At 47.1% G+C, this 24,459-nt stretch carries 27 protein-coding genes, 1 tRNA gene and 2 pseudogenes; 13 read left to right on the forward strand and 17 right to left on the reverse strand.

The genetic code is table 11. From position 1 onward, the window contains the following. Nucleotides 1–3: 3 nt before the first annotated feature. The gene (locus K7B67_RS07205) at nucleotides 4–765 is read right to left on the reverse strand and encodes a hypothetical protein (RefSeq protein WP_252179678.1); all 762 of its coding nucleotides are present in this window, start codon (nucleotides 763–765) and stop codon (nucleotides 4–6) included. A 313-nt stretch (nucleotides 766–1,078) separates the two neighbouring features. On the opposite strand from K7B67_RS07205, the gene K7B67_RS07210 reads away from it, so the two are divergent. Further along, nucleotides 1,079–1,155: transfer RNA gene (locus K7B67_RS07210), tRNA-Val, on the forward strand. 238 nt (nucleotides 1,156–1,393) lie between these two features. Here the strand turns inward: K7B67_RS07210 and K7B67_RS07215 are convergent. From K7B67_RS07215 to K7B67_RS07225, 3 genes and pseudogenes are all read right to left on the reverse strand, one after another. Then, a pseudogene (locus tag K7B67_RS07215) lies at nucleotides 1,394–2,500 on the reverse strand (IS3 family transposase). 193 nt (nucleotides 2,501–2,693) lie between these two features. Next, nucleotides 2,694–3,251 carry a transposase gene (locus K7B67_RS07220; RefSeq protein WP_252179679.1) on the reverse strand — a complete coding sequence of 186 codons (558 nt, stop codon included), beginning with the start codon at nucleotides 3,249–3,251 and terminating at the stop codon, nucleotides 2,694–2,696. Further along, a complete protein-coding gene (locus K7B67_RS07225) occupies nucleotides 3,230–3,928 on the reverse strand; it encodes a hypothetical protein (RefSeq protein ID WP_252179680.1) in 699 nt (232 codons plus the stop codon). The genes K7B67_RS07220 and K7B67_RS07225 overlap by 22 nt, the downstream gene beginning before the upstream one ends. Nucleotides 3,929–4,149: 221 nt before the next feature. Between K7B67_RS07225 and K7B67_RS07230 the strand changes: the two genes are divergently transcribed. Then, nucleotides 4,150–5,283, forward strand: coding sequence for a hypothetical protein (locus K7B67_RS07230; protein WP_252179681.1), 1,134 nt, complete (start codon nucleotides 4,150–4,152; stop codon nucleotides 5,281–5,283). A 58-nt stretch (nucleotides 5,284–5,341) separates the two neighbouring features. On the opposite strand, the gene K7B67_RS07235 is transcribed toward K7B67_RS07230, so the two are convergent. After that, entirely contained in the window at nucleotides 5,342–6,325 is a 984-nt protein-coding gene (locus K7B67_RS07235; protein WP_252179682.1) for a hypothetical protein, read from the reverse strand. Nucleotides 6,326–6,675: 350 nt separating this feature from the next. Here K7B67_RS07235 and K7B67_RS07240 point away from each other — a divergent pair, with 350 nt between their 5' ends. From K7B67_RS07240 to K7B67_RS07255, 4 genes are all read left to right on the forward strand, one after another. After that, nucleotides 6,676–8,139, forward strand: a complete 1,464-nt coding sequence (locus K7B67_RS07240; protein ID WP_252179683.1) for a glycosyltransferase family 39 protein — start codon at nucleotides 6,676–6,678, stop codon at nucleotides 8,137–8,139. Between the two features lie 461 nt (nucleotides 8,140–8,600). Then, nucleotides 8,601–9,593 carry a GtrA family protein gene (locus K7B67_RS07245; protein ID WP_252179684.1) on the forward strand — a complete coding sequence of 331 codons (993 nt, stop codon included), beginning with the start codon at nucleotides 8,601–8,603 and terminating at the stop codon, nucleotides 9,591–9,593. Continuing rightward, nucleotides 9,590–10,816 (forward strand): glycosyltransferase family 9 protein, encoded by a 1,227-nt coding sequence (locus tag K7B67_RS07250; RefSeq protein WP_252179685.1) that lies wholly within the window; start codon nucleotides 9,590–9,592, stop codon nucleotides 10,814–10,816. Before K7B67_RS07245 ends, K7B67_RS07250 begins: the two co-directional genes overlap by 4 nt. 101 nt (nucleotides 10,817–10,917) lie before the next feature. Further along, on the forward strand, nucleotides 10,918–11,247 hold the full coding sequence (locus K7B67_RS07255) for a helix-turn-helix transcriptional regulator (RefSeq protein WP_252179686.1): 330 nt from the start codon (nucleotides 10,918–10,920) through the stop codon (nucleotides 11,245–11,247). Between the two features lie 93 nt (nucleotides 11,248–11,340). Here K7B67_RS07255 and K7B67_RS07260 read toward each other — a convergent pair whose 3' ends face one another. Beyond that, nucleotides 11,341–11,613 (reverse strand): HU family DNA-binding protein, encoded by a 273-nt coding sequence (locus tag K7B67_RS07260; protein WP_252179687.1) that lies wholly within the window; start codon nucleotides 11,611–11,613, stop codon nucleotides 11,341–11,343. A gap of 161 nt (nucleotides 11,614–11,774) precedes the next feature. On the opposite strand from K7B67_RS07260, the gene miaE reads away from it, so the two are divergent. Then, entirely contained in the window at nucleotides 11,775–12,428 is a 654-nt protein-coding gene (gene miaE, locus K7B67_RS07265; protein WP_252179688.1) for a tRNA isopentenyl-2-thiomethyl-A-37 hydroxylase MiaE, read from the forward strand. A gap of 22 nt (nucleotides 12,429–12,450) precedes the next feature. Here the strand turns inward: miaE and K7B67_RS07270 are convergent, their stop codons facing one another. Both K7B67_RS07270 and K7B67_RS07275 read right to left on the reverse strand, forming a co-directional pair. Then, nucleotides 12,451–13,200 carry a UDP-2,3-diacylglucosamine diphosphatase gene (locus tag K7B67_RS07270; protein ID WP_252179689.1) on the reverse strand — a complete coding sequence of 250 codons (750 nt, stop codon included), beginning with the start codon at nucleotides 13,198–13,200 and terminating at the stop codon, nucleotides 12,451–12,453. A gap of 21 nt (nucleotides 13,201–13,221) precedes the next feature. Then, nucleotides 13,222–13,731, reverse strand: a complete 510-nt coding sequence (locus K7B67_RS07275) for a peptidylprolyl isomerase (protein ID WP_252179690.1) — start codon at nucleotides 13,729–13,731, stop codon at nucleotides 13,222–13,224. 210 nt (nucleotides 13,732–13,941) lie between these two features. Between K7B67_RS07275 and K7B67_RS07280 the strand changes: the two genes are divergently transcribed. The 5 genes from K7B67_RS07280 to K7B67_RS07300 all read left to right on the forward strand — a co-directional run bounded on the left by K7B67_RS07280 (nucleotide 13,942) and on the right by K7B67_RS07300 (nucleotide 18,781). Then, complete coding sequence (locus K7B67_RS07280; RefSeq protein WP_252179691.1) at nucleotides 13,942–15,636, forward strand: glutamine--tRNA ligase/YqeY domain fusion protein; 1,695 nt, start codon at nucleotides 13,942–13,944, stop codon at nucleotides 15,634–15,636. Between the two features lie 99 nt (nucleotides 15,637–15,735). After that, a complete protein-coding gene (gene cysS, locus K7B67_RS07285) occupies nucleotides 15,736–17,115 on the forward strand; it encodes a cysteine--tRNA ligase (protein ID WP_252180547.1) in 1,380 nt (459 codons plus the stop codon). Between the two features lie 235 nt (nucleotides 17,116–17,350). Further along, nucleotides 17,351–17,815: an ASCH domain-containing protein gene (locus K7B67_RS07290; RefSeq protein ID WP_252179692.1), complete on the forward strand. Its 465-nt coding sequence runs from the start codon at nucleotides 17,351–17,353 to the stop codon at nucleotides 17,813–17,815. Nucleotides 17,816–17,876: 61 nt separating this feature from the next. After that, nucleotides 17,877–18,362 carry a GNAT family N-acetyltransferase gene (locus K7B67_RS07295; protein WP_252179693.1) on the forward strand — a complete coding sequence of 162 codons (486 nt, stop codon included), beginning with the start codon at nucleotides 17,877–17,879 and terminating at the stop codon, nucleotides 18,360–18,362. Between the two features lie 92 nt (nucleotides 18,363–18,454). Next, the gene (locus tag K7B67_RS07300; protein ID WP_252179694.1) at nucleotides 18,455–18,781 is read left to right on the forward strand and encodes a cupin domain-containing protein; all 327 of its coding nucleotides are present in this window, start codon (nucleotides 18,455–18,457) and stop codon (nucleotides 18,779–18,781) included. Nucleotides 18,782–18,810: 29 nt separating this feature from the next. Here K7B67_RS07300 and K7B67_RS07305 read toward each other — a convergent pair whose 3' ends face one another. Further along, entirely contained in the window at nucleotides 18,811–19,038 is a 228-nt protein-coding gene (locus K7B67_RS07305; protein ID WP_346658265.1) for a damage-inducible protein J, read from the reverse strand. 113 nt (nucleotides 19,039–19,151) lie between these two features. Here K7B67_RS07305 and K7B67_RS07310 point away from each other — a divergent pair, with 113 nt between their 5' ends. Next, complete coding sequence (locus K7B67_RS07310; protein WP_252179695.1) at nucleotides 19,152–19,628, forward strand: hypothetical protein; 477 nt, start codon at nucleotides 19,152–19,154, stop codon at nucleotides 19,626–19,628. A gap of 222 nt (nucleotides 19,629–19,850) precedes the next feature. On the opposite strand, the gene K7B67_RS07315 is transcribed toward K7B67_RS07310, so the two are convergent. The 8 genes and pseudogenes from K7B67_RS07315 to K7B67_RS23940 form a co-directional block, all read right to left on the reverse strand. Continuing rightward, nucleotides 19,851–20,657, reverse strand: a complete 807-nt coding sequence (locus tag K7B67_RS07315) for a transposase (protein ID WP_252177781.1) — start codon at nucleotides 20,655–20,657, stop codon at nucleotides 19,851–19,853. Continuing rightward, on the reverse strand, nucleotides 20,543–21,199 hold the full coding sequence (locus tag K7B67_RS07320; RefSeq protein ID WP_252177782.1) for a hypothetical protein: 657 nt from the start codon (nucleotides 21,197–21,199) through the stop codon (nucleotides 20,543–20,545). The genes K7B67_RS07315 and K7B67_RS07320 overlap by 115 nt, the downstream gene beginning before the upstream one ends. 38 nt (nucleotides 21,200–21,237) lie before the next feature. Beyond that, nucleotides 21,238–21,390: a hypothetical protein gene (locus K7B67_RS07325; protein WP_252179696.1), complete on the reverse strand. Its 153-nt coding sequence runs from the start codon at nucleotides 21,388–21,390 to the stop codon at nucleotides 21,238–21,240. Nucleotides 21,391–21,450: 60 nt separating this feature from the next. Further along, the gene (locus K7B67_RS07330; RefSeq protein ID WP_252179697.1) at nucleotides 21,451–22,383 is read right to left on the reverse strand and encodes a biotin-dependent carboxyltransferase family protein; all 933 of its coding nucleotides are present in this window, start codon (nucleotides 22,381–22,383) and stop codon (nucleotides 21,451–21,453) included. Further along, entirely contained in the window at nucleotides 22,380–23,096 is a 717-nt protein-coding gene (gene pxpB / locus K7B67_RS07335; protein ID WP_252179698.1) for a 5-oxoprolinase subunit PxpB, read from the reverse strand. The genes K7B67_RS07330 and pxpB overlap by 4 nt, the downstream gene beginning before the upstream one ends. Continuing rightward, nucleotides 23,093–23,827: a 5-oxoprolinase subunit PxpA gene (locus tag K7B67_RS07340; RefSeq protein ID WP_252179699.1), complete on the reverse strand. Its 735-nt coding sequence runs from the start codon at nucleotides 23,825–23,827 to the stop codon at nucleotides 23,093–23,095. Before K7B67_RS07340 ends, pxpB begins: the two co-directional genes overlap by 4 nt. Beyond that, nucleotides 23,824–24,117 (reverse strand): HigA family addiction module antitoxin, encoded by a 294-nt coding sequence (locus K7B67_RS07345; RefSeq protein ID WP_252179700.1) that lies wholly within the window; start codon nucleotides 24,115–24,117, stop codon nucleotides 23,824–23,826. Before K7B67_RS07345 ends, K7B67_RS07340 begins: the two co-directional genes overlap by 4 nt. After that, a pseudogene (locus K7B67_RS23940) lies at nucleotides 24,117–24,188 on the reverse strand (Killer protein); the annotation flags it as partial. The gene K7B67_RS07345 and the pseudogene K7B67_RS23940, both read right to left, overlap by 1 nt. Nucleotides 24,189–24,459: the final 271 nt, after the last annotated feature.

A 24,459-nucleotide genomic window follows, 5' to 3' on the forward strand; every position in this document is an offset into this window, starting at 1 on the left:
ACATTACCTCTGGTTGGTGGCAAATGAGATCGTCCTCATTGGAATGACTTGGGACGTTACTTTGAGCGGTTCCCTGTTTTGGTTCGGGACACCGGTCAGTTCAGCAGTGATTGTCTCTCTGCCATTATCTATAAATACTTCTTTTACCGGAAAGTTGGGAGTATTAAACTGGCTTAGCATCGTTTTACCAATGTAGACAGTGAATCGTTTATTAGGGCCGTTGACAGACCAGTGTAAATGAATTTTCCCATCAACAGAGTTTGTACCTTTGTTGACTGGGATGATGCTATTGGTGTTTTTTTTCTGATTTGTAACTCTGGCCTGAGTTATTTGAAAATAGTAGGGCTGGTTGAAAAGTGTTAACGTTAAAGACTGTCCTGTATTGGGATCAAAGAAAGAAACTTTGATTTCATTACTGCCACTTTTTATGCGAGAGCCGATAGTCAATAGACCCGCATTAGCATAAAAATTATGACTGGCCAGACTCTTAGGTTTATTAACGGTAGACATAATCTTGCCAATGTTTGAGCTGCTTTTAATTTGTTGAAAGCGTCTTACTTTTCCATTAACTGATTCAGTTATTGTATCGGTAGTGCTGATGCTTTCAAAGACACTCGCTTCGATATGAACACCTTTCTCTGCAAGCTCTTTTTTCATTTTTTCAACGTCCAATAATTTAGCACTGCTGGCATTGATGTTGGAAAAACAAGCAAAAAACAATAAAAAAACCGTTTTTAAATAAAATTTTCTCTTAGTTAATAGCATTTTTTTCACCCTGTTTGGTTTTTAGATATAAAAATGCAGCCTCTTAGAGTGGATGTTGCAACCACCTGCAAGGCTACTGTCTGATGGTAGTTGGAGCCGAAAAAACAAAAATAGTTCAAAATAGCCATTCAGGGACCGTAGACAGGGCAAAAGCATGAGCATTTTTTGTACAGAGTATGGTGCTGGTCAGGTACTTATCATTTGTACATATTTTGACCAGATGCAGGTTCAGCCGGGCTGCTGATTTTTTTTGAGTAATCAGGAATCGGGGCTTGCATTTTTCATCTGGATTGATAATATACGCAGCAACTTCAGGCGGTTAGCTCAGCTGGTTAGAGCGTTACGTTGACATCGTAGAGGTCGCTGGTTCGACTCCAGTACCGCCTACCAAACAGGTGATTGATTTCACTTAAAAAAGCCCACTTTTTACAGTGGGCTTTTTTTGTTGTCGTAAAAAAATGAAAAAACGATCAAGTTGACGGATCCCCTCTATCAATGGCACCCAAACTTTGTTCAGGGTGCGCGGACGAAGGGAGGGGTGGCGCGCTCCTCATTGTATGGTGGACCCCACTGTCAAGACAGTAAATCAACAAATTTAAGTTAAGTCCTGGCAGTGGTTGAAAATCCCTCATGCAAAGTGAATTGCCTTAGGTGTCTTATAGTCCAGCGACTGATGTAATCGCTCAGTGTTGTAAAACTCAAAGTACTCATCCAGCCCTGCGTGAAGCTCAGGAACCGTCTGAAACTCATGTGTGTATAGCCACTCGTACTTGACGGAACGCCAGAGCCTTTCTACAAAAATGTTATCCAATGCCCGGCCTTTGCCGTCCATACTGATCCTGATTTCCCGTTCCTGTAAGGGTGCCAGAAAATCATGGCTGGTAAACTGACAACCTTGGTCTGTGTTGAATATGTCAGGCTGTGCCTGCTCCAGAGCACGGTTCAACGCATGAATACAAAAATCTGCATCCAATGTATTTGATAACTCCCAGCTCACCACGTAACGGCTATACCAGTCAATAATGGCAACCAGATACATGAACCCTGCGGCATAGGGCAGTAGGTAATATCAGTACTCCACACCTGGTTAGGCCTGAGAATCTCAACCCCTCGAAGCAAGTAAGGGTACACCTTGTGCTCCTTGTTCCTCAGACTGGTTCCAGGTTTTGGCCCTACACCCTGTATGCCCATCAACTGCATGAGTCGCTGAACACGCTTCCTGTTGACTGGATAGCCCTGGTTATTCAGCCACGCTGTTAACCTGCGACTGCCGTAAAACGGTGTACGTGTATACTGTTCGTCAATCAAGCGCATCAGGCTCAGGTTCTCCAGGCTTTCCTGAGCCTGAGAGGCTTGGTAATACCAACTTGACCTGTTTAACCCAATCAGCTCACATTGTCGCTGAATGCTCAGTTCTGGATGATCTGGCTCAATGCACCTCCGCTTCTCATCAGTGGACATTGCCTGATTTTTTTTTCAACCAGTCCAGCTCCATTTTGAGCCGACCGATCTCTTGGTAAAGTGGCGCTGTCAGCGTTTCCGGATCAACCTCTGGTCTTGTCCTGCCGAAGACCTCTGAAATCCCTTGGAGCAGTTGACGCTTCCACTGACTGACCTGCACAGCTGCAACTTCATGCTCACTGGCCAGCTGGTTTATAGTCTTATCGCCCTTGTAAGCTTCCAGTGCCACCTGTGCCTTGAACTCGGGCGCGTGTCGTTTTCTTTTTGCTGCCATGATTCCCTCCTTTAGGGTCATGTTACAGCCAGAAAACTTAACTTAGCTAGCTGTCCAGTTTATGGGGTCCACTATATTGTTGGTTCGGAGTCCGCATCCTTCGACCGTGCATCCTGAGCGGAGTCGAAGGGCGCTCAGGATGAGCGTAGATTGTTCACGTCAAACTCATTGAGGTGACTTAGGGAAGTGGCGGTTAAGAAACTACCGATTCAGGAACGACAGTCATATCCCACTTTGGTAGTTTCGGATTCCTGATAATGTATGGATTTATATCAGTCATTTCTGATTTTCCAAGTCTCACTCCCTTGGGATAAAACTTGTCCAGCAGATTAACCACAGGACTCATCGCTTTCCATGTCATAGTTTCCGTCCATTTCAATACAGTGCTCACTGTATTCAATAACGTCCCACTCCAATGATTTTCCAGCGAAGACCACCTACGTTCGATGGGGTTGTATTTGCTGTGATAGGGAGGATAGTACACCCCATGAATTTTCAGGCCTTTGCTTTGACTGAAACGCACCAGCCTTGAGAGGTACTGAGTGCGGTGACTATTATTTTCCGGACCATTATCGGCAAAAATAACAATCTCCTCTACCTCCGGATTTTCTTCTTTCACCAGATCCCACCACCACTCGAACGCATCGCAGACAAAATCACTGGTTTTGTTCGAATTGCCGTAGAAAATATGGAGTTGGTCGTTTTCAAGATTGAGAATGCCAAAAGGAATCAGTTTACTCTTCGTAGCCATGTCATGATCAAGTGCTTTAACAGGAGCCTTCCCACGAGATTTACCCCTCTGGAAAAGTCGCCAAGATTAACTGTTGCTTTGCAGTCTATGCTGACTCGCAACGCTTTTTTGTTGTTTTTAGCTTCTTCGTTTATTCGGTGGACGTTTTCAAAAATGGCATCGGTTTCCGGGACTTTTTTGGGGTTTGGTTTTTGTACCCGACGCAGTTTATAGCCCAGGCGATTGAGAATATCATTAATGGTTCGCACTTTGGGAACCTGATCTTCCGCCCAGCCTTTTTCTTCAATGAGCTTTCGATGAACCGCTTTAGCTGTAATGCGAGTATAGGCTAATGTGTTCTTCATCTGTGGGTCTGCCTGGCTTTCCGGTTCAACCAGACTACGGATGTCTTGTTCTAATTGTGGTAGGTTAATTTCTGAACGGCGCTTGCCACATACTTCATAATGGCCAAAGCACTCGAACCCTGTCCGTAGCTCATTGATACCGAGTTCTACGGACTTTCTGCTCCAACCAAACTCTGACTCCGTTAAGCGGGGACTCTCGTAGCAGAGCTTTTTCGACACCTCAGCCATGAAGATTCTTTTTTTCATGCCAGTGAGTTGTTTGGCTGCAAACTTAATGACGTCTTTGGCTTCTTGAGGAATAGCAACAGAGGTAGACATAGCAATCAATGACATAGGAGTTTAAGCTTGCTGCCTACCATACTCCGGTATGATTTTGATCGCCAGTTCCCTTACTGGTATTCTGTCGTCATTTTTTCGAGGGAGTGACTCATCAGGCTCTGAAACATAACTGGTCTTTAGAGCTCTCGATAAAAAAAACAGTGAAATGAACTGTCTAAGCTATTCTTAACTGCCAGCCTCTAAAAGTCGATATTGGTCAAAACAGGTAGTTGACGATGAAAATAAACGTCAGAATAATTATTTTATTACTTCTATGCTCGCTATCATCTTACTCAAATTCAAACGAATTGTGCTTTAAGTGGCAGCTGAAACATTATGGGTATTTAGTTCTGGATGGTGTTGTTGCAACATCCAATCAGGTCAGTCGTAGCAATGCTTTTACAGGATTTGATGATTACTCATCAGAGGTAGACTGGTCCACTCGAATGAATATGTTTTTTTATGAGTTTGTTATTTATGAAGTAGCCTCTACCACTCATGTAGTTTTTAATCAGAATGCTCCTGATATTAATGTGCCAGAACCTTTTTATTCCTTATTAAGAGGTGCTAGCGATAGTCTTCAGCATAAATTCTTTACTCAGTACATACTAAAAGGTCAAATGACAAAAGCAGCGCGTCACTTTGCTGAGCTGTTATCTTGCATTTTCTGCCCTCCTTTTTTCTTCTTATACGCGATGTGTAAAGCAAGTAGCGATAGTGACTATGGAGAGAAGGTGGAAGCGCTGGAAGCCGCAACACCAAGCCGTTTACCAGATCATGTCTCCATCGCTAAGCGCTCCTTGTCTCGTAGGACGGTAAACAGTAATAATGACGTGTTTCCATCGCCAAGCATGGAAACTATAGGCGATAACACTCATATAGTTGACCTTTTTATGAATTCCCCTGAAGCACAACACTGGGTAATAGCCCGTCTAAAGCAAACTAATGCCGTGGTGGTGGAATTAATAATGCCTCAGTTATTCAATACAGCTTTACCTGCGCTGCTTGGCGTGCAAGAGCAAATTACTGAAATTGATAATGAAGTTATACGACCATCGCATTTTGTATCAATAAATTTTAGTAATGGAATAAAAGTGCAATACCATATTAAGCAATTATCCGACAATGAGGTTAAGGTATTGGCCATTGTGGTTAGCGGTCATGGTTACACTCTAACTATTGCTGACGATGATTATGATGTTGTAGAAAATCAACCTTCCCCAGATAATTCGCAGTTAACCGCAGCCTGTGATTGTAACGGAGCATGTAATTGTGCCAGCTCAAGTGTAAATACTACCGATGAGTCAGATGATCAGAGTGATACTTCCAGCCTTCAAAGTACTCCCCTGATTTTTCCGCACACCCATTAGCGCCTGAGGGCAGCTATTCTCGGTCAGGCTCCTAGGTGCCCTCCAGCGTGGGAGCGAGTTATGGGTCGAAGTAAATGTCGATCTGTTCTATCTGTTTGCTGCAGTGGGCGTTGAAGGGGGCAAAAGTGAGGGGAGGGCAAGCCTTATTATCATAAAGGTATTCAGAGGGCGGGTAAGCTGTATTGATAAAAAGGTTCATAAAGATCGGCCCAAAGAATGCTATGTTTCCTATTGCGCTGATCTTGCCCCATAGCGTGGTGGGCCATGGGCTAAAGTAGAAAGTCTCAAGCAAATCATGAGTGCCAAGCGTTATCTCAATGAGGTTACTGAGCGATTCGAAGTAGGTGAATTCATTACCACGGTAGATGTTGCTGGCAGCCGTATGGTGTATGTAGGCTGCAAGGGTGTTCCAGGCCATGCCGTGCACCATCATGAAGAAAGCAGAGTTAGAGTTGCTGGTAGATCCCCGGTAATGGTGCCATATTTTTTGGTAGATTATGCCATGGAATATGAGATTAACCAGTTGGCCGCCCCCGTTGTACAGAGCATGGGTGATACGTTCTGATAAGGACTCCTGGAGATTCAGGTGGGTACCATCCTTGAGCAGTAGGGTTGGGTCGTCGGGTACTGCAGTGACTCGAACAGAGGGGTCGTCTGCCTTTGATAGTGCCTGACAATCAGGATACGGAGTGTTTACAGAGCTGCTTTGCAATAAACGACAGGTGTAAATCAGTGTGTTGGGGTAGGCGAAAAAGGTCTTCTCAAGAAGCAGGCTATCTTCAGTCTCAATGATGGTTTTGCAGTCCTGGCGTTTGGTAAAATAAGGGAGAGAGAAGCGATGGCGATACCGCATGGCGTTGTGACAGTATTCATGGGTTTTACTCATCTTAATGCCCGCATCCGCCTGTACAGGGGTGTGTGAATAGAGGCTGAGTAATGTAATAAGCGAAAGGGTGCTGATGAGTCTGATCTTCAGCTGTCTGGCTTCTGAATAGAGTGTATTGAAGCCAAAGTATCTTGCAAGCGCCTGAGGATGTGTCATTAGTCACTTATTGTTACTTGAGAGTTAAGGGATGCGGATAAGCGTAGACCCTTTTCAGAAGTTGTTCCTACCTGCTGATACGAAGAGTGCTTTCTCATGTATGATGTCCTTATTTCAACGGTTACAGGTCTGTTGGTCGGTATTTTATTTACTGCTATTAAATTGCCTATTCCCGGGCCACCCACTCTCGCGGCAGTGATGGGTGTCGTCGGTATTTATCTGGGAATGCATGTCTGCCACTTGCTCATTCGATTGTTTTTTACGTAATGCATACTTAAATACACTTTTTTTAGACAGGGATTGTCGCATAATAGCAAGGTTTGTATTCGGTTTGGATAAAGTGGGGTTTCATGCAGGAACGAGGGCGAATTGCCTCCTGGTGCATCATTGTGGTGGTGCTGCTTGTTCATTTGGTCATGGCATCCGGAGTGCCGCTGGGTGTCGATGAAGCTCACTATGCACTTTATGCTCTGCATCCGGCCCTGAGTTACTTTGATCACCCGCCCATGGTGGGCTGGTTGCAGATATTGGTAGCGCCGCTGGGTTACGATGAATTTACCGTCAGGCTTGTTCCCGCAATTCTCTACGCATTAAGCAGTTATCTGGCGTTCAGGGTCACCAGAATACTCTTTCCTGACGGTCCGGCCTGGACCGGGCTGGTGGCTGTCTTTTTGTTGAATACGGCACCCATTCTGCAATTGATGGGGTGGGGGCTGGTGCCTGATCTGCCTCTAATGGTCTTTGGCCTTTTGTCCCTGGAGCTGATTTACCGTATCCATCAGCACAATCGTTTGCTGCACTGGCTGGGTCTGGGCATCGTCTATGGGCTGGCAGGATTGAGCAAATACACGGCCATATTTCTGCCTTTGGGTATGATCCTGTTCATGATTCAGCAGCAGGGGCTGAGATGGTTTTGGCAGGCAGGCCCATGGTTAGCTGCCTTTATCGCATTGGTGTTGATCTCTCCCGTATTAATCTGGAATGCTGACAACGATTGGGCATCCATCGCTTACCAGTTTGACCGTGGTGTTGGGGTTAAGGAGTGGTCTTTAAAAGAGGCGCTGGGCATGCAGTTGGCGCAAATGCTTTTTTATTCCATCCTGGCTTATGTTGCTGCCATATCCGCTACTGTTTCACTGTTAAGAAAACGGATTCCGGAACAGGACAGGGCCTCTTCCTGGTTGATTATCTGGAATACTCTGCCGTTACTGATAGTGATCGGCTGGTCCGCTGGTGATGGTACGGTGCTGCCTAACTGGCCAGCCCTTGGTTGGACGTTATTGGCACCTTTGTCGGCTTACTGGATCTGTCGTGGCTGGTCGCGTTTGTGGGTGAAATGTCTGACTGTTTTTTCTTCCGCTCTGTCATTGGGGCTGATTGGTTTTGTGTTCTTCTTTCTGGCATTTATGCCCCTTGCTACTTTTCCTTTCATGGCGCCAGCCATCAAGGATCTGGTGGGCTGGAAAGAAGCGGCTGAACAGGCTCAGCTCTTGCAACAGAAGTGGCAGAAAGAAGAGGGGGTAGAACCGGTGTTGATGGTGGATAACTGGACTAAGGCCAGTCGCATAGCCTGGTATGCCTACCCAGAACCCGTTCAGCTGCTAACGGATCGATTAACTCAGTTTGACTTCTGGCATGGTAAACCAGAAGCCGATAGCTATGGCCTGTTGGTTCGCGACAAGTCATCGGCTCCTGAGAGTGACCATCTGGAAATACAGAATTTTTCCTGCACTCTGGTCGATGAGATGGAGTCTGGATTGGACGCCATCATGGTGAATCGGTTCCAGTTTTACCGCTGTAAACCGTTACATTGAGGTGGCTTTGCTGAAAACCCGGTCCATTGTCTGACGGTTTTCATTTCACATTTGATTCACATCAGCCCTTTTACACTGTTCGGGCATCTTCTGCTGTCAGTTGTAACTTGGTTTTGAGTGTTGGATAATTTTGACCCATTCAGGGTGGGTGATCGTTTTTATCGCTGAAAACTGTTTTGATAGGTTTTGAGGTTATATAAGGAATGTCCGATGTGTTCGGAGCAGATTTTGGCCGGTCTCGCTCAATAATCATTAAAGCGAGCTGCTTGTTGCTTCCCTTTGTAGCTCTGTTTTCAGTGACTGCTGTCAATCATTCAGTTTTTTATGAGATAAATAGCTGGGGTACTGAGGCTGCCGCTGCTGTTTTCTGGGTGCTGTTAACCAATCTGGGGGATGGTTTCTTCCTGTTCCCCCTGGCGATGTTGCTCTTCTATAAAAAGCCCGATAAACAACTGGCCGTTATGTTTACCATGATCGTCGGTGACCTGCTGCTGAATGGCGGTAAAGCGCTTTTTTCCACTCTGCGCCCGGTGGGTGAGTTGGGGCTTGAAGCCGTGAATGTGCTGGGGCCCGTGGTAAAAACAGATTCGCTGCCTTCGGGGCATACCGGTACGGTTTTCCTTTTAGTTGGACTTTCGTTCCTTTATTTGCAACCACGCCTCCAATACCTGATTCTGACGGTTGCTGGTTTTTCGTCAATATCCCGCATTGTGGTGGGGGCCCATTGGCCGATTGATATTTTTCTGGGTGCCTGGGTGGGCATTTTAGCGGCTGTCATAGGGCGTTTCCTGGCCAGCAAGCTGACATCTGGCTTAAAGAGCAGGATCGTCTTTATTCTGTTGGGTCTGTTGTGTGTGGCTGTCCTGCCGTTCTACGACAACGGGTTTCGTTCCTACACAGTGATTATGTATTTGCAGTTTGTATTGGCGCTGCTGGCGCTTGTGTTAAGCGTTCACTGCATGATCAGTCTCTACCAGGACGAGCTGGCATCACGCTTGAGACAGCCCGGAACCCTCTTGAACAAGTTGTTTCTTATGGGGCAGAGATTGTCCAAGTTCGGTATGGTGGGCGCCAGTGGCTTCCTGGTGGATATGGGTGTTTTTACCTTGCTAGGGCAGTGGCTGGGTGTGCCTCACTTAGTGGCCAGGGGCGGCTCTTATTGGGTGGCTGCCAGCTGGAACTGGTTTTGGAACCGTACCTTTACTTTTTCCCATGTTCCCAAAGAGAAAAAGCTGAAGCAGTGGAGTAAATACCTGACGATGTCCCTGATCAGTTTTATTCCCAACTGGGGCACCTACTATTTGTTAACGACTTTTGTACCCTTCTTTATGGATTACAAGCAGCTGGCACTGGTATCCGGTGTTTTGGCAGGCATGCTGTTTAATTTCACCATAGCGACGGTATTTGTATTTGCAGGGCGGCAGTCCAATGTCGCTAAGGGAGCCAATCTATGAAAGTAGATACGATGCGCTGGGTGGATCATTACGTAGGTGTCCCACTCTGTTTTCTTTTGAAACTGGTTTTCTGGCCCTTTGACCGGATGCGCAAAGAGCAGAAAACAGCTTCTAACAACGTCCTGTTTATTGAGCTGTCTGAAATGGGCAGTGCTATCCTGGCTGACCCCTCCATGCGCTGGTTGAAAGGGCAGGGCAAAACACTGCATTTTGTTATTTTTGAAAAAAATGTCGCCAGCCTGCACCTGTTAAATACGATTGATCGGGACAAAATTTTCCTGATTAAGCCGGATAATCTTTTCAGTCTTGCCATCAGTAGCCTTAAATTCCTGATCTGGTGTCGAAGAAAGAGGATTGATACGGTCATTGATCTGGAGTTGTTTTCCCGTTTTACCGCCATTCTGACTCGGCTCAGCGGTGCCAGTAACCGGACAGGTTTTGACCGGGTTCATGAAGAAGGCCTCTACCGGGGGGATCATTTGACTCATCCGGTGATGTATAACTCCCACAGGCATATTTCCAGAAACTTTATGACGCTGGTGAGGGCTTCTCAAAATGAACCTCATCAACCGTATCAGAAAGAGTGGCTTGATGAAGAGATTGAACTGGCCAGGGCAGAGGTGAACTCTGACCTGAGGTCATCGGTGATCACCAAGCTGAAAGCGCTTTATGGCGACTTTAAGCCGGGCGTCCAGCGATTGGTGCTGGTGAACCCCAATGCCAGTGACCTGCTTCCCCAGAGGCGGTGGATGAAAGATCGATACGTCAACGTGATTCAGACTTTACTGGCGGACTACTCCGATATTCTGGTGGTGATTACCGGGGCTCCCGCTGAGCGTTCAGAAGCTGAAATTCTCAGGCAGCAGGTGAGTCATGAGCGTTGCCTCAATAGTGCCGGGGTTTTTGAGTTCAAAGAACTGGTGCCCCTGTATTCTATTTCTGAACTGATGTTGTCCAACGATTCCGGGCCGCCGCATTTTGCTTCTGTCACTGATCTGAAAACCTTTGTGATATTTGGGCCTGAAACGCCCGCCTTGTACGGCGCCCTTGGGAATTCGACACCGATCTACGCTGGATTGCCCTGTTCACCCTGTGTCAGTGCCGGGAATCACAGGAAGACCAGTTGTGTAGACAACCAGTGTCTTAAAGCCATTGATTCCGGGCAGGTGCTGGGGGTATTAAAACCTGCCCTGGATGCCCGTGTGATTATGAAAGCAGGCTAGGGCCAGGGTCGGCTCTCTCATTGCAATCTGTCATTACCAAAGCTTGTGTTACACTGAATTTTAATAAGGTATCTTTTTCGATTATCAACGAGAGTTCAAGGATGAACCTGACAACAAGGATCCTTCGTTCACGCAAGGAAAAGCGTTTTTCTCAACAAGTTTTGGCTGATCTGATCGGCGTATCCCGAAGCGCCCTGGCCCAATGGGAAACCGAAATGAGCAGCCCCAGTCTTGAAAATCTCCGAAAAATGGCTGAGCTTCTGGAAGTTTCATTTGAATGGTTGGCGACTGGCCGGGGGAATCAATACCTGACGTCACCGGTCGATACCATTTGCGACACCAAGGTCGATGATGAAATTATTCGCACCCTGAACAGAATGAACCTGAAGAAAAAACGAGCCATTCTCAATGTCATGAAAGCCATGGCCTGATGAGTGCCAGAGGCGTATAAATTCACCGAAGCGCTGTCAGGACAGAAGCCTTGTTGGCTGTGTCCTGACAGCTCTTGAACTATTTTCCTCCATTTACTTCACGACTTCCCGCAGTTTGTTGCCAGGTTTGAATTGTGGCAATTTACAGGCAGGTATATGAATTTCCTGGCCCGTCTGTGGGTTTCTGCCCTTTCGTGCCGCTCGATCCGCCACGGAAAAGGTTCCAAATCCTATCAGCTGCACGATCTCTCTCTTGGCGAGTGTATCTTGAGTGTTTTGAATGAAGGCATTGACGGCCTGCTCCGCCTTGTTTTTTGAAAGGTTGGATTGTTCCGCGACCTGTTCAACAAGCTCTTTCTTGTTCATAGCACGTCTCGACAATGGTTACCTGTGGGTGAGAAAACAGATGGCTTTTTTCCCTTCTGACCCCGAACAATATAGAAGCTCTCGCCGTTTTCGTCCTGAATCCTGTCAGGAAAGGAATCCATGACAGGATGCAGTTTTACCGGTAGGGTAGTGCCGGAATCATGGAAACCGAGAGACATAGCCGTAATATGAGTGACGCGAACCTGGCCAAATCCTTTCCTGAACTGGATGCTTTTTTACCCTGTGCAACGCCGGATGAATGGATTGCAGAAGCCCTGAAACAGCAGGACATTCTGTTAGTCGATCACGCAAATTGTGAAAAAAAAGCCGCCTCTACCGCCCTGAACCTGATGTACCGCTACACCGAGCACTTTGACTTGCTCAACAAAATGTCCCGCCTGGCCCGTGAGGAGCTGAGGCATTTTGAACAGGTTCTGGCCATTATCAAAAAGCGGGGTATTCCTTATAAACCCCTGTCAGCTTCCCGTTATGCCGGAACGCTCAGAAAGCACGTAAGAACCTGGGAGCCGGCCCGGATGGTGGATACCCTGATTATTGGTGCTTACATTGAAGCCCGCTCCTGTGAGCGCTTCCACAAGCTGGCCCCTTATCTTGATGATGAGCTAAAGAAGTTTTACTTATCGCTGCTCAAGTCGGAAGGTCGGCATTTCAAGGATTACCTGACTCTGGCAGAAAACATTTCTGAAGAGCCTATAACAGAGCGGGTGGCTTTTTTTGCAGAAGTGGAACGGGAAGCGATTGAATCCGTTGATGAAGAATTCCGTTTTCATAGCGGCGTTCCGGCCGCCGCCTGAAGGATCGAAAAACCGTCGGTGATCAATCGACGGTTTGATTAGGATCTGATGGTATGTCGAAAGCTTCCATCTTCAGCCCCGATTCGTCGGAGGTCAGCACCCAGCCCTGCCGGTCCCAGTCGCCCAGCACGATCCGTTGACCAGTTCCTGAGGCCAGCTCGACGTTATGGGTATCCGGGCGGTGGGTGTGGCCATGGATCAGCGTTTTAACCTGATATTTATCCATCACCCGAACCACTTCTTCTGGAGTGACATCCATGATGTCCAGCGATTTCATGGATTTGGCTTTCTTGCTGTTATTGCGTAGTTTTTGCGCCAGTTTTTTTCGGTAACTTAATGGAGACAGACGAAGAATACCCAGAACCAGGGGGTTGCGGATAACCTTGCGGTAGCGAAGGTACTGTTGGTCCCCTGTGCAGAGCAGGTCGCCGTGCATTAGCAGAACGGTCTCACCATTCAAGTCAACAGGGCAGGGGTCATTGATCCAGGTGGCTCCGGTCATTTTCAGGAAACCTTTGCCGATGGCAAAGTCCCGATTCCCTGCCATCAGGAATAATGGCTTGCCAGAATCTGTGTAGGTTTTGAGTTGGTGAGCGATGTCGTAATGAAAAGGCTCCATGGCGTCGTCGCCCACCCAGTACTCAAAGAAATCACCCAGAATGTACAGTGCGTCTGATTGCGAAGCCTGTTCCTGCATATAAGAAACGAACGCCCGGACAATGTCTGGGCGTTCAGGGGTTAAATGCAGATCAGAAATGAACTGTATGTTCATTTATCTTCCTATCTATGTCACCTATGCCACAACCTCAGGTTCTGTCACGACCGCAGACTGTATCACTACATCATCAACGGGAACATCCTGGTGACCGGCACGGAAGGTGGTTTTCGCTGCCTTGATCTTGTTGACAACGTCCATCCCTTCAGTGACCTGGCCAAATACGCAGTAGCCCCAGCCATCGGGAGTCTTGGAGGTATGGTTAAGGAAAGGGTTGTCGGAGACATTGATAAAGAATTGCGATGAAGCTGAGTGAGGGTCCATTGTTCTGGCCATGGCAATGGTGCCGATGGCGTTTTTCAGGCCATTGTCTGCTTCGTTTTCGATCGGAGCCTGAGTGTCTTTCTGAACCATACCTGGTTCAAAACCACCGCCCTGGATCATAAAGCCATCAATGACCCTGTGGAAGATAGTGCCGTCGAAGTGGCCGTTCTTCACATATTCCAGAAAGTTAGCCACGGTCTTGGGGGCCTTTTCGGCGTCCAGTTCCAGTTTGATATCGCCAAAATTGGTATGCAGTACAACCATAGGGTTACCGTAATGTCTGTTCTAATGGTCCGCGAACGGGAAACCGATAATTCTAGGTGGTTATGATGCTGGTGTAAAAGGTCTGGGTAGAATAAATACCGGAAACCTCAGGCCAAAATTCGGTCTGACCTGTACCCTTTGCCGGGAAAATGTTAGTCTCAGCCGTTTATTTTATTCAACAGCCTTGAGCCGATGAGCAGCCTTGAGCCGATGAGCACAACAGACACTTCATCCAGCAAACCATCAAAATCCGGTAACTTTCTTGAGCAGATCATTGAAAAAGATCTGGCAGCAGGTGCAGTTCAATCGGTCCAGACCCGGTTTCCACCAGAGCCCAACGGCTTTCTGCATATTGGTCATGCCACCTCGATCTGTCTGAACTTTGGATTGGCTGAGCAATTCAATGGCCAATGTAACCTGAGGTTTGATGATACGAACCCCGAGAAAGAGGAACAGATGTATGTGGACGCCATCCAGGAAGATGTTCGCTGGCTGGGTTTCAAGTGGAGCGGCGAGGTTCGCTACGCGTCCAGCTACTTTGATCAGTTCTATGAGTGGGCCCTCTATCTGATTAAAGAAGGTCTGGCCTACGTGGATCATCAGGACGCCGAATCCATGGCTAAAAACCGGGGTGACTTCAATACTCCCGGTGTTGAAACCGAATGCCGCAGGCGCTCTGTGGAAGAAAACCTGGCCGAGTTTGAAAAGATGCGTGCCGGTGAATATGAAGAAGGTCAGTGCAGCCTGAGAGCGAAGATAGACCTGCAAAACCCCAACATGAACATGCGTGATCCGATTCTTTACCGTATCCGCAAAGTGCCTCATCACCAGACTGGTGACAAGTGGTGTATTTACCCGAGCTATGACTTTGCCCATGGTCAGGAAGATGCCATTGAAGGAGTGACGCACTCGATCTGTACGCTGGAATTCCAGGATCACCGTCCACTGTACGACTGGTTTATTGACAATCTGCCGGTGCCCTCAAAGCCGAGACAGTACGAGTTTGCCAGAACCAACCTGAACTACACCGTCACCAGCAAACGTAAGCTGAAGCGGCTGGTGGATGAAGGTATCGTAGAAGGCTGGGACGATCCCCGTATGCCGACTGTGTCCGGAATGCGTCGTCGTGGTTACACGCCGACTGCTATTCGCAAATTCTCTGATATGGTGGGCGTCAGTCGTTCAGACGGTATTGCCGATGTTGCCATGCTGGAACATGCGATTCGTGACGACCTGAACCATAATGCAGCCCGTGCCATGGCGGTTTTGAACCCACTGAAAGTAGTGATCACCAACTTGCCTGAAGGCGAGGTTCAGGAAATGACTGCAGCCTCACACCCGAACAAGCCAGAGCTGGGTGAGCGTACACTGCCATTTACTCGTGAACTGTATATTGATCGTGCTGACTTTACTGAAGACACCAGTTTGTCACGCAAGAAGTTCAAGCGACTGGTGTCGGGTGAATACGTTCGTCTACGCAGCGCCTATGTCATTAAATCAGACGCAGTGATAAAAGATGAACAGGGTGAAATCACCGAGCTTCATTGCAGCTACGTACCTGGTACTGTGGGTGAAAATCCTCCTGAAGGCATTAAGCCACGCGGTGTGATTCACTGGGTATCGGCGACCCATGGCAAGCAGGCAGAAATCCGTAAGTATGATCGCCTGTTTAATAACCCTGCTCCGGACAAGGGCGAAGAAGATTTTATGGCCCATGTGAATCCGTCTTCCCTGGAGGTCGTGACAGGCTGGGTGGAGCCTTCTCTGGTAGCCGCCGAACCGGAACAAGGTTTTCAATTTGAGAGGGAAGGGTACTTTGTTGCCGATCGACGAGAGCACTGTGCTGATAAGCCTGTGTTCAATATGACGATCGGTCTCAAGGATACCTGGGCCAGCAAAGTCTGAATTTTTTGGAATCAAGTTCTCCTTGTCAGCCTCCAATTCCTGAAAGGCGACGGGGAGAGCATATAGCCTGAATCATTGGGCTACAGGACAAAGAACGTGTTGCAGATATACAACTCCCTGACCCGAACCAAAGAAGCATTTAAACCGCTGGATGAAAACCATGTGCGGATGTACGTCTGTGGTATGACAGTCTATGACCTCTGCCACATTGGTCATGCCAGAACAGTTACGGCTTTTGACGTGGTTTCCCGCTACCTGAGAGCCAAGGGTTACCACCTGACTTATATTCGTAATATCACCGATATTGATGACAAGATTATTCGTCGCTCCATTGAAAACGGTGAAACCATTGATGTACTGACAGATCGCATGATCGCAGCCATGCGTGAAGACTTTCAACGTCTGGGTAATCTGGAGCCTGATCAGGAGCCCAGGGCGACCGAGCACGTAGAAGGTATGATCGAGATGATCAGCGACCTGGTTGAAAAAGGGTTTGCTTACGCACCGGGTAACGGCGACGTGTATTTCCGGGTTCGCAAATTCGAGGGTTACGGCAAGCTGTCTGGCAAGATTCTGGAAGAGCTGGAAGCCGGGGCCCGTATCGAAGTCGATGAGCAAAAAGAAGACCCCATGGACTTTGTGCTCTGGAAAGGTGCCAAAGCAGGCGAGCCGAGCTGGAATTCTCCTTGGGGCCATGGCCGTCCTGGTTGGCACATTGAGTGCTCGGTTATGGGTAAATGCTGTCTGGGAGAAACCTTTGATATTCATGGCGGCGGTTCGGATCTCAAGTTCCCTCACCATGAAAACGAGATTGCCCAGAGTGAAGCGGCCAATGGCCAGACCTTCGTCAATACCTGGATGCACTCGGGGGCGATTCGCATTGATAATGTGAAAATGTCCAAGAGTCTGGGTAACTTCTTTACGATTCGTGAAGTACTGGATAAGTACCCGGACGAAGTCGTGCGTTACTTCCTGATCTCCAGCCATTACCGCAGCCCGATCAATTACTCGGAAGACAGCCTGAAAGAAGCAGCTGTTCGTCTTGAGCGTCTGTACACGGCGCTGAAAGGTCTGGATATAACCGGTGTCAGTGCAGCTGAAGGCACTCGTTTTGAAGAAAAATTCATGACTTCCATGGATGATGATTTCAATACACCGGAAGCCTTGGCGTCTCTGTTTGAGCTGGTGCGTGAACTGAATACCGTTCGTGCCGAAGACGAAAAGAAAGCATTACCGCTGGCAGCCCTGCTGATTAAACTGGGTGGCATTCTGGGTATTCTACAGGGTGATGCTGAGTCGTTCCTGAAGTCCGGTGCGGAAGTGGATGAAGCCTGGATTGAAGCAATGATACAAAAGCGCAAAGATGCCAAGAAGGCGCGTGACTTCGCGGAAGCGGATCGAATCCGTGAAGAGCTGGCCAGTCAGGGAATTATCTTGCAGGACAGTCGTGAGGGCACCACCTGGCGTATCGAACGCTGATAGACTAACAGGGTCTGATATTTCAGACCCTGTTAGTCTCAAAGCTTATACTCATGCAACTTCGAATAGGCACAGATACCTACCCTTCGATAAAAGATACTGATACCATGTCGCACAGTAGACGCATTCAAACAAACAGTATGTTATTGGGCCAAGGGAGTGCTTGTCAGCTGTATCGACAGTTTGAAATCCTCGGGCGGTAGCGTGGCTGGGAATCCAAGTCAAAGTAAAGACTATGAATAAAATACAAGAAGAATATCTGAATCAATACCTTGAAACTTTGAACCTTGAGCAAAGAGAGCTTCACCAAAACGTAATGGCAAGTTACTTCTGCGCGGATGAGGAAAATGCCAATATTTGCTCTGACCTGATTTTAGCAGGGGTGAAAACGGCTACCTGCAGCATGAAGTATTGGTATGAGTCAGAGGGGGAGCCAATGCCCAAGCCTGGCGATCTCCAGGTGGTGACTGATTGGAGCGGGAATCCGACTTCAATTATTGAAAAAACGGAAGTTTCTGAATGTAAATTCTCGGAGGTTACAGCTGAGTTTGCCGCGGCAGAAGGTGAGGGTGATAAATCTCTGGAATGGTGGCGTCAGGCTCACTGGGATTTCTTTGGTAAAGAATTTAAAGAGCTAGGGATGGAGCCGACCGAGGACATGGTTTTGGTTCTTGAGAGGTTTAGGGTGGTTTATTCGTGATTGCTGTGTAGCTTGCGCGTCGCCGCAGAAATTAGCGTTATATGACTCAATCAAGATAATCATGAAAATTGAATTTGCTACAAAATCAAATATTGAACAGATATTGCCTATATTCAGAGAGCTTGAAGAGTATTATTTTGGGGATGAAGCTGCTTCAATTGATGATATTCAAGACTATTTTCAGAATAGAGTTTTCTCTGAATTATCAGGAGTAAAAGTACTCCTCGCTACAGATTCGCAAGGGCAAGCAATTGGATTTGCAACAATTTCAGTTTTGTATCCAGCTCCTAAACTTTCTGGGCAAATATACATGAAAGATTTGTTCACATCAGCATTATCAAGAGGCCAGGGGGTTGGTAAACAGCTCATGAAATTCATAGCAAATTATGCTCTTGAACATGGCTGCAACCGTCTGGACTGGACAGCAGAAAGCTCCAACCCAGTAGCAAGTGAGTTTTATTTGGCTATTGGGGCAGAGCAAATTTTAGAAAAGCAGTATTTCAGGTTTGAGGGTCTGGCTCTCAGCGATTTTGCATCTGCCATATAACAAGTGCGTGGTGTTGGTGGCAAGTTGCATGGGGTGTTGCCTATGTCTGCGCCCATACGCAAGCGTTATGTCGCCCAAAATAAGGAAAATTGATGCCTGTAACTAAATTCTCTGAAATTGAGTTTAAGAAAAAGCGCGAAAAGGTTTCATTCAAATCTATAACAGGTGAAAACTCACAACTTGTTGTTTTTAGATATGAAAAAGGAGAGAAAACAGATCATTCACACCCAATGGAGCAGATAGGATATGTGTTATCAGGTGAAGCAGAATTTTTCATTGAGGATGAAACGTTCACACTTAAGGCGGGTGATGCTTATCATATTCCTAGCGGTAAGAGGCATGGCTTCAACATAATTTCAGATACAGGTTTAGAACTCATTGAGTCATACTCTCCAGTGAAAGCAGAAAACATATATTAACCTGCTAAAACAAGGGTTGATTTTTATTATCAACGACTGCCTCGCTTACGAATTTTCGCCTTGCGTTTTATCATTTCAATTTTGGCCGCGTCATGATCTATAAAATGGGATTTATGAGAATGAAGTTTCTCAAAAGCCAAGTTGACTTGTTTCGTTAACCAAGCTTCTTGCGATATTTTTTTTCTCTGCTGATCGGCAAGTTGTTCCGTAAGTTCTCGACAGGCATCACTAATAGTTTGCCCTTGGCTTTCAGTCATCTGTTGAGCTAACCTTTTCGTTTCTTCATCGGCTCAAATTGTATTCTGGTTTCCATAACATAACTCCTTTCTCTGTGTGTACGTGTGTTAGCACGCAGAGGTGAAGCTAACAAATGCTTCCTTCGTTCCGGGGCTTAGCCCCTCTATTTGTTGACGCAGTCTTCGGCAGCGCGCCTGAAGCAAACGTTAACAATTTCATCAAACTGACAACTAAGGAGAAATTAATGTCAGATATTCAAGAGGCAACTGTAGAACCACAATCTTTATCCATAAAAGACGGTGCTGCAAAAACAAATGCTCTTATTGCCTACGGTCTTATGGTTGTCGGTATGTTTACAGGCATCTTTTGGGTCGTTGGTGCTATTTGGGCAATGGTTAAAAAAGGAGAGGCTCAAGGCACACTATTTGAAGATCATTATTCAAACATCATCAAAACATTCTGGTGGGGGCTTGGCCTTTCAATATTAGGCTTTATTTCAGCAGTTGTGGTTGTTGGCTATTTTATATTGTTAGCCGTTTGGATTTGGTCGATTTACAAAATCATCAAAGGTCTTACAAAGATCACTTCGAACGAAGCATACAATTCATAACAATGCTAGTCAGCAGGGCGCAGCAAAGCTGCGCTTCTGCTGGCGGCGTAAGGGCTTGCAATGTTCAATCGAGATAAACACCAGCGATTCCCGCACTTAATACGACAATGTAAGTATTTTATTCAAATTCGTGCTCAGGAGTTAGCGGCCAGCAAAAACCCTGCACCCCAGGTACATTAACAAGTACTATTGTCCCCTGAAAACCTTGGCTACATTACTTTTCTATGAAGTGTTAATTTGAACCCTACCAGGCTTTATGCCATATATGAGCGCATCGAACAATTCATCCCAACCTTCGAGCATCCAGGACAGGAATACCCGTGTAATCACCTTCCATAGGTACGTTCGGACGCCCCTCGCTCGCTCCTTCAGCGCCTTTTTGAATTCCGGGCTGGCCATTTCCTGGATTTGATCAACCATGAAGGCCAGGAACGTCAGGTAAGCCAGGTTGGTTGCCAGGTGCTGCTTCCCGTGACCATAGTTGTGTTCAAGGCTGTAGCCTTGGTTTTTCAGGGTGTTAAACGTTTGGTTCTCGATGTGCCAGCGGCAACGACCTCCTCTCATGACAGCTTCAACGGTATCTTTGGTTAACTCAATATCTGTGACCCAGCACCAGGTGTGGCGTTTGCCTTCACTGTCTGTCTCCACGTAATCAAGGACATTGACATTTTGGGTCAACTTGGAGGCATTCAGCGGTACATCATTAGCGAAACGAAACCAGTGCCTGGTTCCTTGCTCTTCATCAATGATTTTATGATAACTGAGCTGTTCCTGGTCACACAGCGCATCCATCGCCTCGATAAGGGATTTGTGGTTGCCATCTTTAGCCACAATGATGAAGTGCCAGCCATAGCTCTTGATCAACTCAATAGTAGGATTGTCAGCAAAAAGCCCATCCAGGAGTATGACCAGTTTTAAATGAGGGTGCTCTCTCTTGACGTGCGCCAGGTAGCGCTTGATGGCATTCTGTTCGCAGTCATTCTTGTTGTCGCCGTCCTGTTGAACAATCGCCTCTGGGGCAAAGGGCATGACGACTTTTTGATCCGGGTGAACAATACAGCCGCCCAATAAGTTGTGGTAGTAAGCTTCATTGGGTTTCCCTTGTTTTTTACACAACACTCTTGGCATCGGCATTTACCTGAGTAGAAGAGGCCGGTGCCATCAACCGGCATCAGGTACCAGTCTTTCAAGTCACCACACTGGTACTCGAAGGCTTTAAGAAGCTTGTTACGCTGAATCAGGGAGAATAACTTCTTGAAGGGCTTGCGAAACTGTGCAGGCTCAATGGGATCAAGCACTTCTCTCATGCGTGTATCACAGGGTACTTTCTGATCTTGGACGTGATACATAGTCGCCAGGTTATGAAGAATAACCGGGTCGGCACGGTCAGAGTCAAAGGTCAGAAGGGAATCGTACTTCTGATGCATCATGGCAAAAGCGGATTTTGCAAAGTTGGGAAAGGGAATCCCATTAGGGCAATGGTTAGGCCGGTGATCTGGAATCTCATCAAGGCACTTGCAAACCTGATCGATTAGGTTTGCTGCGTTAAGGTGTTTGCTGACTTTGGGCATGGCTGTGATCACAAAAGTACGACAGTGTTTTCATGCCTTCAATATAGAGCTAAAAAGTCTGCGAAGTGTTTTTTTTTGAGTGCGCTGGAGGCTATGCGGCTCAAAGGCTTAAAAAAACAGCGGGAATTGCTGGGCGCAGTGGCAGGTTCTGATTTTTGCTCAAATCGTACAGAAGGTTTTTCTAATGCCATATTATTCTTCCTGTTTGACTTTTTAATTGTTGGTGTGGGTGTCAGTTCGTTTATGCCCGTTTAGAATGACACATTATTCTTAAAAAAATATTCCTGAACCAAATACTCACCTTCAGCCTCATAAAGCTCTTTCTCAACAAACTGAATCCTGGTCCCGGGCTGACACTGGGCTAGCACCCTCAAACTTCTGGCCGTTATACAGCCTATCTTCGGGTAGCCACCAATAGTTTGCCGATCTCGCATCAGGATAATGGGTTGACCGTCTGCCGGAATTTGAATAGCCCCGAGTGCAATACCTTCTGAGATCAGTTGGGTATTCTGGCAATGAATCGCTTCGCCTTCGAGACGGTAGCCCATGCGATCCATCTGTGCGCTAAGAGTGTATGTGTTACTAAAAAAACGACAGCGCTCTTGTGGATCAAAACGTTCATACTGATAGCCCGGAATCACTTCAAGCGTGACGTCCTGTTCATAGACCGGAATAAATATTTCCGGCACCCGCCGTGTAATTCGCTTTTCGCTGGGTGAATAAGGAATTCTGTCACCTTCACTTAATTGGCTCCCCTGACCATCCAATCCCCCCAGCTGATCACGCATGACGGTTGCACAGCTTTTCAGAACGTGTGGTACGGTAAAACCGCCACTGACAGCCAGATAGGTTCGAAAGCCGGATCTCGCCCCAGCAAGAGACAGGGTGTCAGCACCACAAACATTGATGCTCTCCCAGTTACGAATCGGCCTGCTATTGAGCTGTGCAGACATATCAGCACCTGTCAGAGCTATCACGGTATCTGCCAGAAACTCACAGGAAAACTGCCCAATAGTGATTTCAATCTGGGCGCATTCAGGTGCATTATCCAGCAGCCGGTTACCCCATAGAAAAGCATGTTCATCCATTGGGCCACCCGGACTGACCCCGATATCCTGAAAACCTTGTCGGCCACGATCCTGGATCAAACTCAGAATACCCGGTTTTAAAACTCTGAGTGTCATACTGCCTCCATGCCAGGGTGATCCTGAACAGAGAAAACACCACCCAGCTCCAGATACTTTTCCTTGCTAACGGGCGTAAATTTAACCTTCGTCCCCATTTTAAAGACTGTCAGATTCTCGCTCTGGTAATCGATCAGGCCAACGGGTGTACGGCCAATGATTTGCCAGCCTCCCGGTGATGGCCTGGGATAAATAGCCGTTTGCTGTTCCGCTATGGCAAGGCTACCTTGGGGAACCTTTAGTCGTGGGGTTTTCTTGCGGGGAATGGCAATGCGCTGATCGGTATTCCCAAGGTAAGCAAAGCCCGGGACAAACCCGATCGCATAAACGCGGTAAAGGGTTGATGAATGAATATCAACAATCTGGTCAAAGCTGAGACCGGTGTGGGCAGACACTTCTTCAGCATCCAGTGACACTTCCGGGCCATAGTAAACGGGTAACTTAATCACGTCGGCTGTCGTAAGGTTTGGGCCGGAGTGCTCTGCAACAACCAGTGCCTGCTTTAATTCTTCGACAAAAGCCTTTAGGCCGATAACGACTGGATCAAAGCTGATCAAAATGGATGTATAGGAAGGAATCATATCAACAAGGCAGGATCCCAGTTCTTGCCGAATGACCGGTATGACACGGGCAATAGCGTCTGCTGTATCAGGGCTGATGGTATCCGAGAAATAGACAATCACGCTGTTTTCATTAACCCGGCATATGTTCATAAGCTGGCGGCTTTTTGATGCAACATTTTCGCAGTTGGCAGTGCGGCAGGAGCATCACCATGAATGCACAAAGTGTCTACTTTAATGGGAATAACCTTGCCTTCGATGGTAGTCACCGTTCCCTGGGTCATTATCTGGTCTGTTTGTTGCTCAATCTCATCCAGCGTTGTCAGAGATGAACCGGCCATGGTGCGTGGTACCAGACGTCCGTCATCACCATAAATGCGATCAGCAAAAGCCTCAAACCAGAGTTCAATGCCCATACTGTCTGCAATAGTCTGATATCTTTGGTAATCAGGTACGGCCATGACGACCAAAGGCAAGGGTCTTTTTAAACTCTTGAGCCCCTGCAACAAAGTCATAAACACTTCATCGTCTTTCATCATGCGGTTGTAGAGTGCGCCATGTGGCTTGACATAGTCCAGTGTCGTATTTTCACTGTCACAAATAGCTTGAAGTGCACCTATCTGATAGATGAACAGTGCCTTTAGGTCTTCCGCAGCCATGGCAACATGACGACGGCCAAACCCCTGAAGATCAGCATAACCCGGATGAGCCCCTATACTTACCTGATGCTGACGGGCCAACCTGACGGTTTTCATCATCACAGAAGGGTCAGAGGCGTGCATGCCGCAGGCAATATTGGCCATGTTGAGATAGGGCATGATGTCCTCATCACAACCCAGCTTCCAGATGCCAAAGCTTTCTCCCATGTCGCAGTTTATTTTCACGTTTTTTCCTCAAATGGACACTTACGAAATCGGACTTGTCTGGCTTTCCACAAGTCAAAGTTTTCCTGAAGTGTCACCCAGCTTTCAGCAGAACCACCCAGTGCCTCGGACAGTCGAATGGCCATTCCCGGAGAAACACCTGATTTTTCATTCAGCAGACGATTGAAAGTACTTCTGGCCACGCCCAGTTGGTCGGCAATTCTGTTAGCGGTCATTGAGGTGAATGGCTCAATATAGGTGCGGTAGATCAATGCCCCTGGGTGAGGTGGGTCAAATTGTTGTATGGCCATCAGTGGTAATCCTCATAGTTTACGATGTAGGCATCTCCGTTTTTAAATTCAAACACAATGCGCCAGTTACCTGATACGTCAACGGCTCAAAGGCCTTCACGGTCGCCCTTCAATGGATGAAGGTGGTAGCCCGGTTTATCCATGTCATCAATGGTTTTTGCTGCACTGCCCATATTTGATAATGATTGTAGTTAGAATCAGGTCATGCAGGTTGCCAACCGCATAGATCATTGTCTTGGTAGACTTATAACTTACATCATCAGACTTATTTGGAACCATCTCAATTCCGCACACAGTGTGTGCGGAATCTCTGAAATAAATGGTAGAATCGGGAATGACTGA

It is taken from the genome of Endozoicomonas sp. 4G (assembly GCF_023822025.1).
In the GTDB taxonomy this organism is placed as follows: Bacteria; Pseudomonadota; Gammaproteobacteria; order Pseudomonadales; family Endozoicomonadaceae; genus Endozoicomonas_A.

Coding starts and splice junctions, on each gene's coding strand:
- K7B67_RS07205 (WP_252179678.1), bottom strand. CDS start 765: ATGCTATTAACTAAGAGAAAATTTTATTTAAAAACGGTTTTTTTATTG.
- K7B67_RS07220 (WP_252179679.1), bottom strand. CDS start 3,251: ATGGCTACGAAGAGTAAACTGATTCCTTTTGGCATTCTCAATCTTGAA.
- K7B67_RS07225 (WP_252179680.1), bottom strand. CDS start 3,928: ATGTCATTGATTGCTATGTCTACCTCTGTTGCTATTCCTCAAGAAGCC.
- K7B67_RS07230 (WP_252179681.1), top strand. CDS start 4,150: ATGAAAATAAACGTCAGAATAATTATTTTATTACTTCTATGCTCGCTA.
- K7B67_RS07235 (WP_252179682.1), bottom strand. CDS start 6,325: ATGACACATCCTCAGGCGCTTGCAAGATACTTTGGCTTCAATACACTC.
- K7B67_RS07240 (WP_252179683.1), top strand. CDS start 6,676: ATGCAGGAACGAGGGCGAATTGCCTCCTGGTGCATCATTGTGGTGGTG.
- K7B67_RS07245 (WP_252179684.1), top strand. CDS start 8,601: ATGTTTACCATGATCGTCGGTGACCTGCTGCTGAATGGCGGTAAAGCG.
- K7B67_RS07250 (WP_252179685.1), top strand. CDS start 9,590: ATGAAAGTAGATACGATGCGCTGGGTGGATCATTACGTAGGTGTCCCA.
- K7B67_RS07255 (WP_252179686.1), top strand. CDS start 10,918: ATGAACCTGACAACAAGGATCCTTCGTTCACGCAAGGAAAAGCGTTTT.
- K7B67_RS07260 (WP_252179687.1), bottom strand. CDS start 11,613: ATGAACAAGAAAGAGCTTGTTGAACAGGTCGCGGAACAATCCAACCTT.
- miaE (WP_252179688.1), top strand. CDS start 11,775: ATGGAAACCGAGAGACATAGCCGTAATATGAGTGACGCGAACCTGGCC.
- K7B67_RS07270 (WP_252179689.1), bottom strand. CDS start 13,200: ATGAACATACAGTTCATTTCTGATCTGCATTTAACCCCTGAACGCCCA.
- K7B67_RS07275 (WP_252179690.1), bottom strand. CDS start 13,731: ATGGTTGTACTGCATACCAATTTTGGCGATATCAAACTGGAACTGGAC.
- K7B67_RS07280 (WP_252179691.1), top strand. CDS start 13,942: ATGAGCACAACAGACACTTCATCCAGCAAACCATCAAAATCCGGTAAC.
- K7B67_RS07290 (WP_252179692.1), top strand. CDS start 17,351: ATGAATAAAATACAAGAAGAATATCTGAATCAATACCTTGAAACTTTG.
- K7B67_RS07295 (WP_252179693.1), top strand. CDS start 17,877: ATGAAAATTGAATTTGCTACAAAATCAAATATTGAACAGATATTGCCT.
- K7B67_RS07300 (WP_252179694.1), top strand. CDS start 18,455: ATGCCTGTAACTAAATTCTCTGAAATTGAGTTTAAGAAAAAGCGCGAA.
- K7B67_RS07305 (WP_346658265.1), bottom strand. CDS start 19,038: ATGACTGAAAGCCAAGGGCAAACTATTAGTGATGCCTGTCGAGAACTT.
- K7B67_RS07310 (WP_252179695.1), top strand. CDS start 19,152: ATGCTTCCTTCGTTCCGGGGCTTAGCCCCTCTATTTGTTGACGCAGTC.
- K7B67_RS07315 (WP_252177781.1), bottom strand. CDS start 20,657: ATGCCCTTTGCCCCAGAGGCGATTGTTCAACAGGACGGCGACAACAAG.
- K7B67_RS07320 (WP_252177782.1), bottom strand. CDS start 21,199: ATGCCCAAAGTCAGCAAACACCTTAACGCAGCAAACCTAATCGATCAG.
- K7B67_RS07325 (WP_252179696.1), bottom strand. CDS start 21,390: ATGGCATTAGAAAAACCTTCTGTACGATTTGAGCAAAAATCAGAACCT.
- K7B67_RS07330 (WP_252179697.1), bottom strand. CDS start 22,383: ATGACACTCAGAGTTTTAAAACCGGGTATTCTGAGTTTGATCCAGGAT.
- pxpB (WP_252179698.1), bottom strand. CDS start 23,096: ATGAACATATGCCGGGTTAATGAAAACAGCGTGATTGTCTATTTCTCG.
- K7B67_RS07345 (WP_252179700.1), bottom strand. CDS start 24,117: ATGGCCATACAACAATTTGACCCACCTCACCCAGGGGCATTGATCTAC.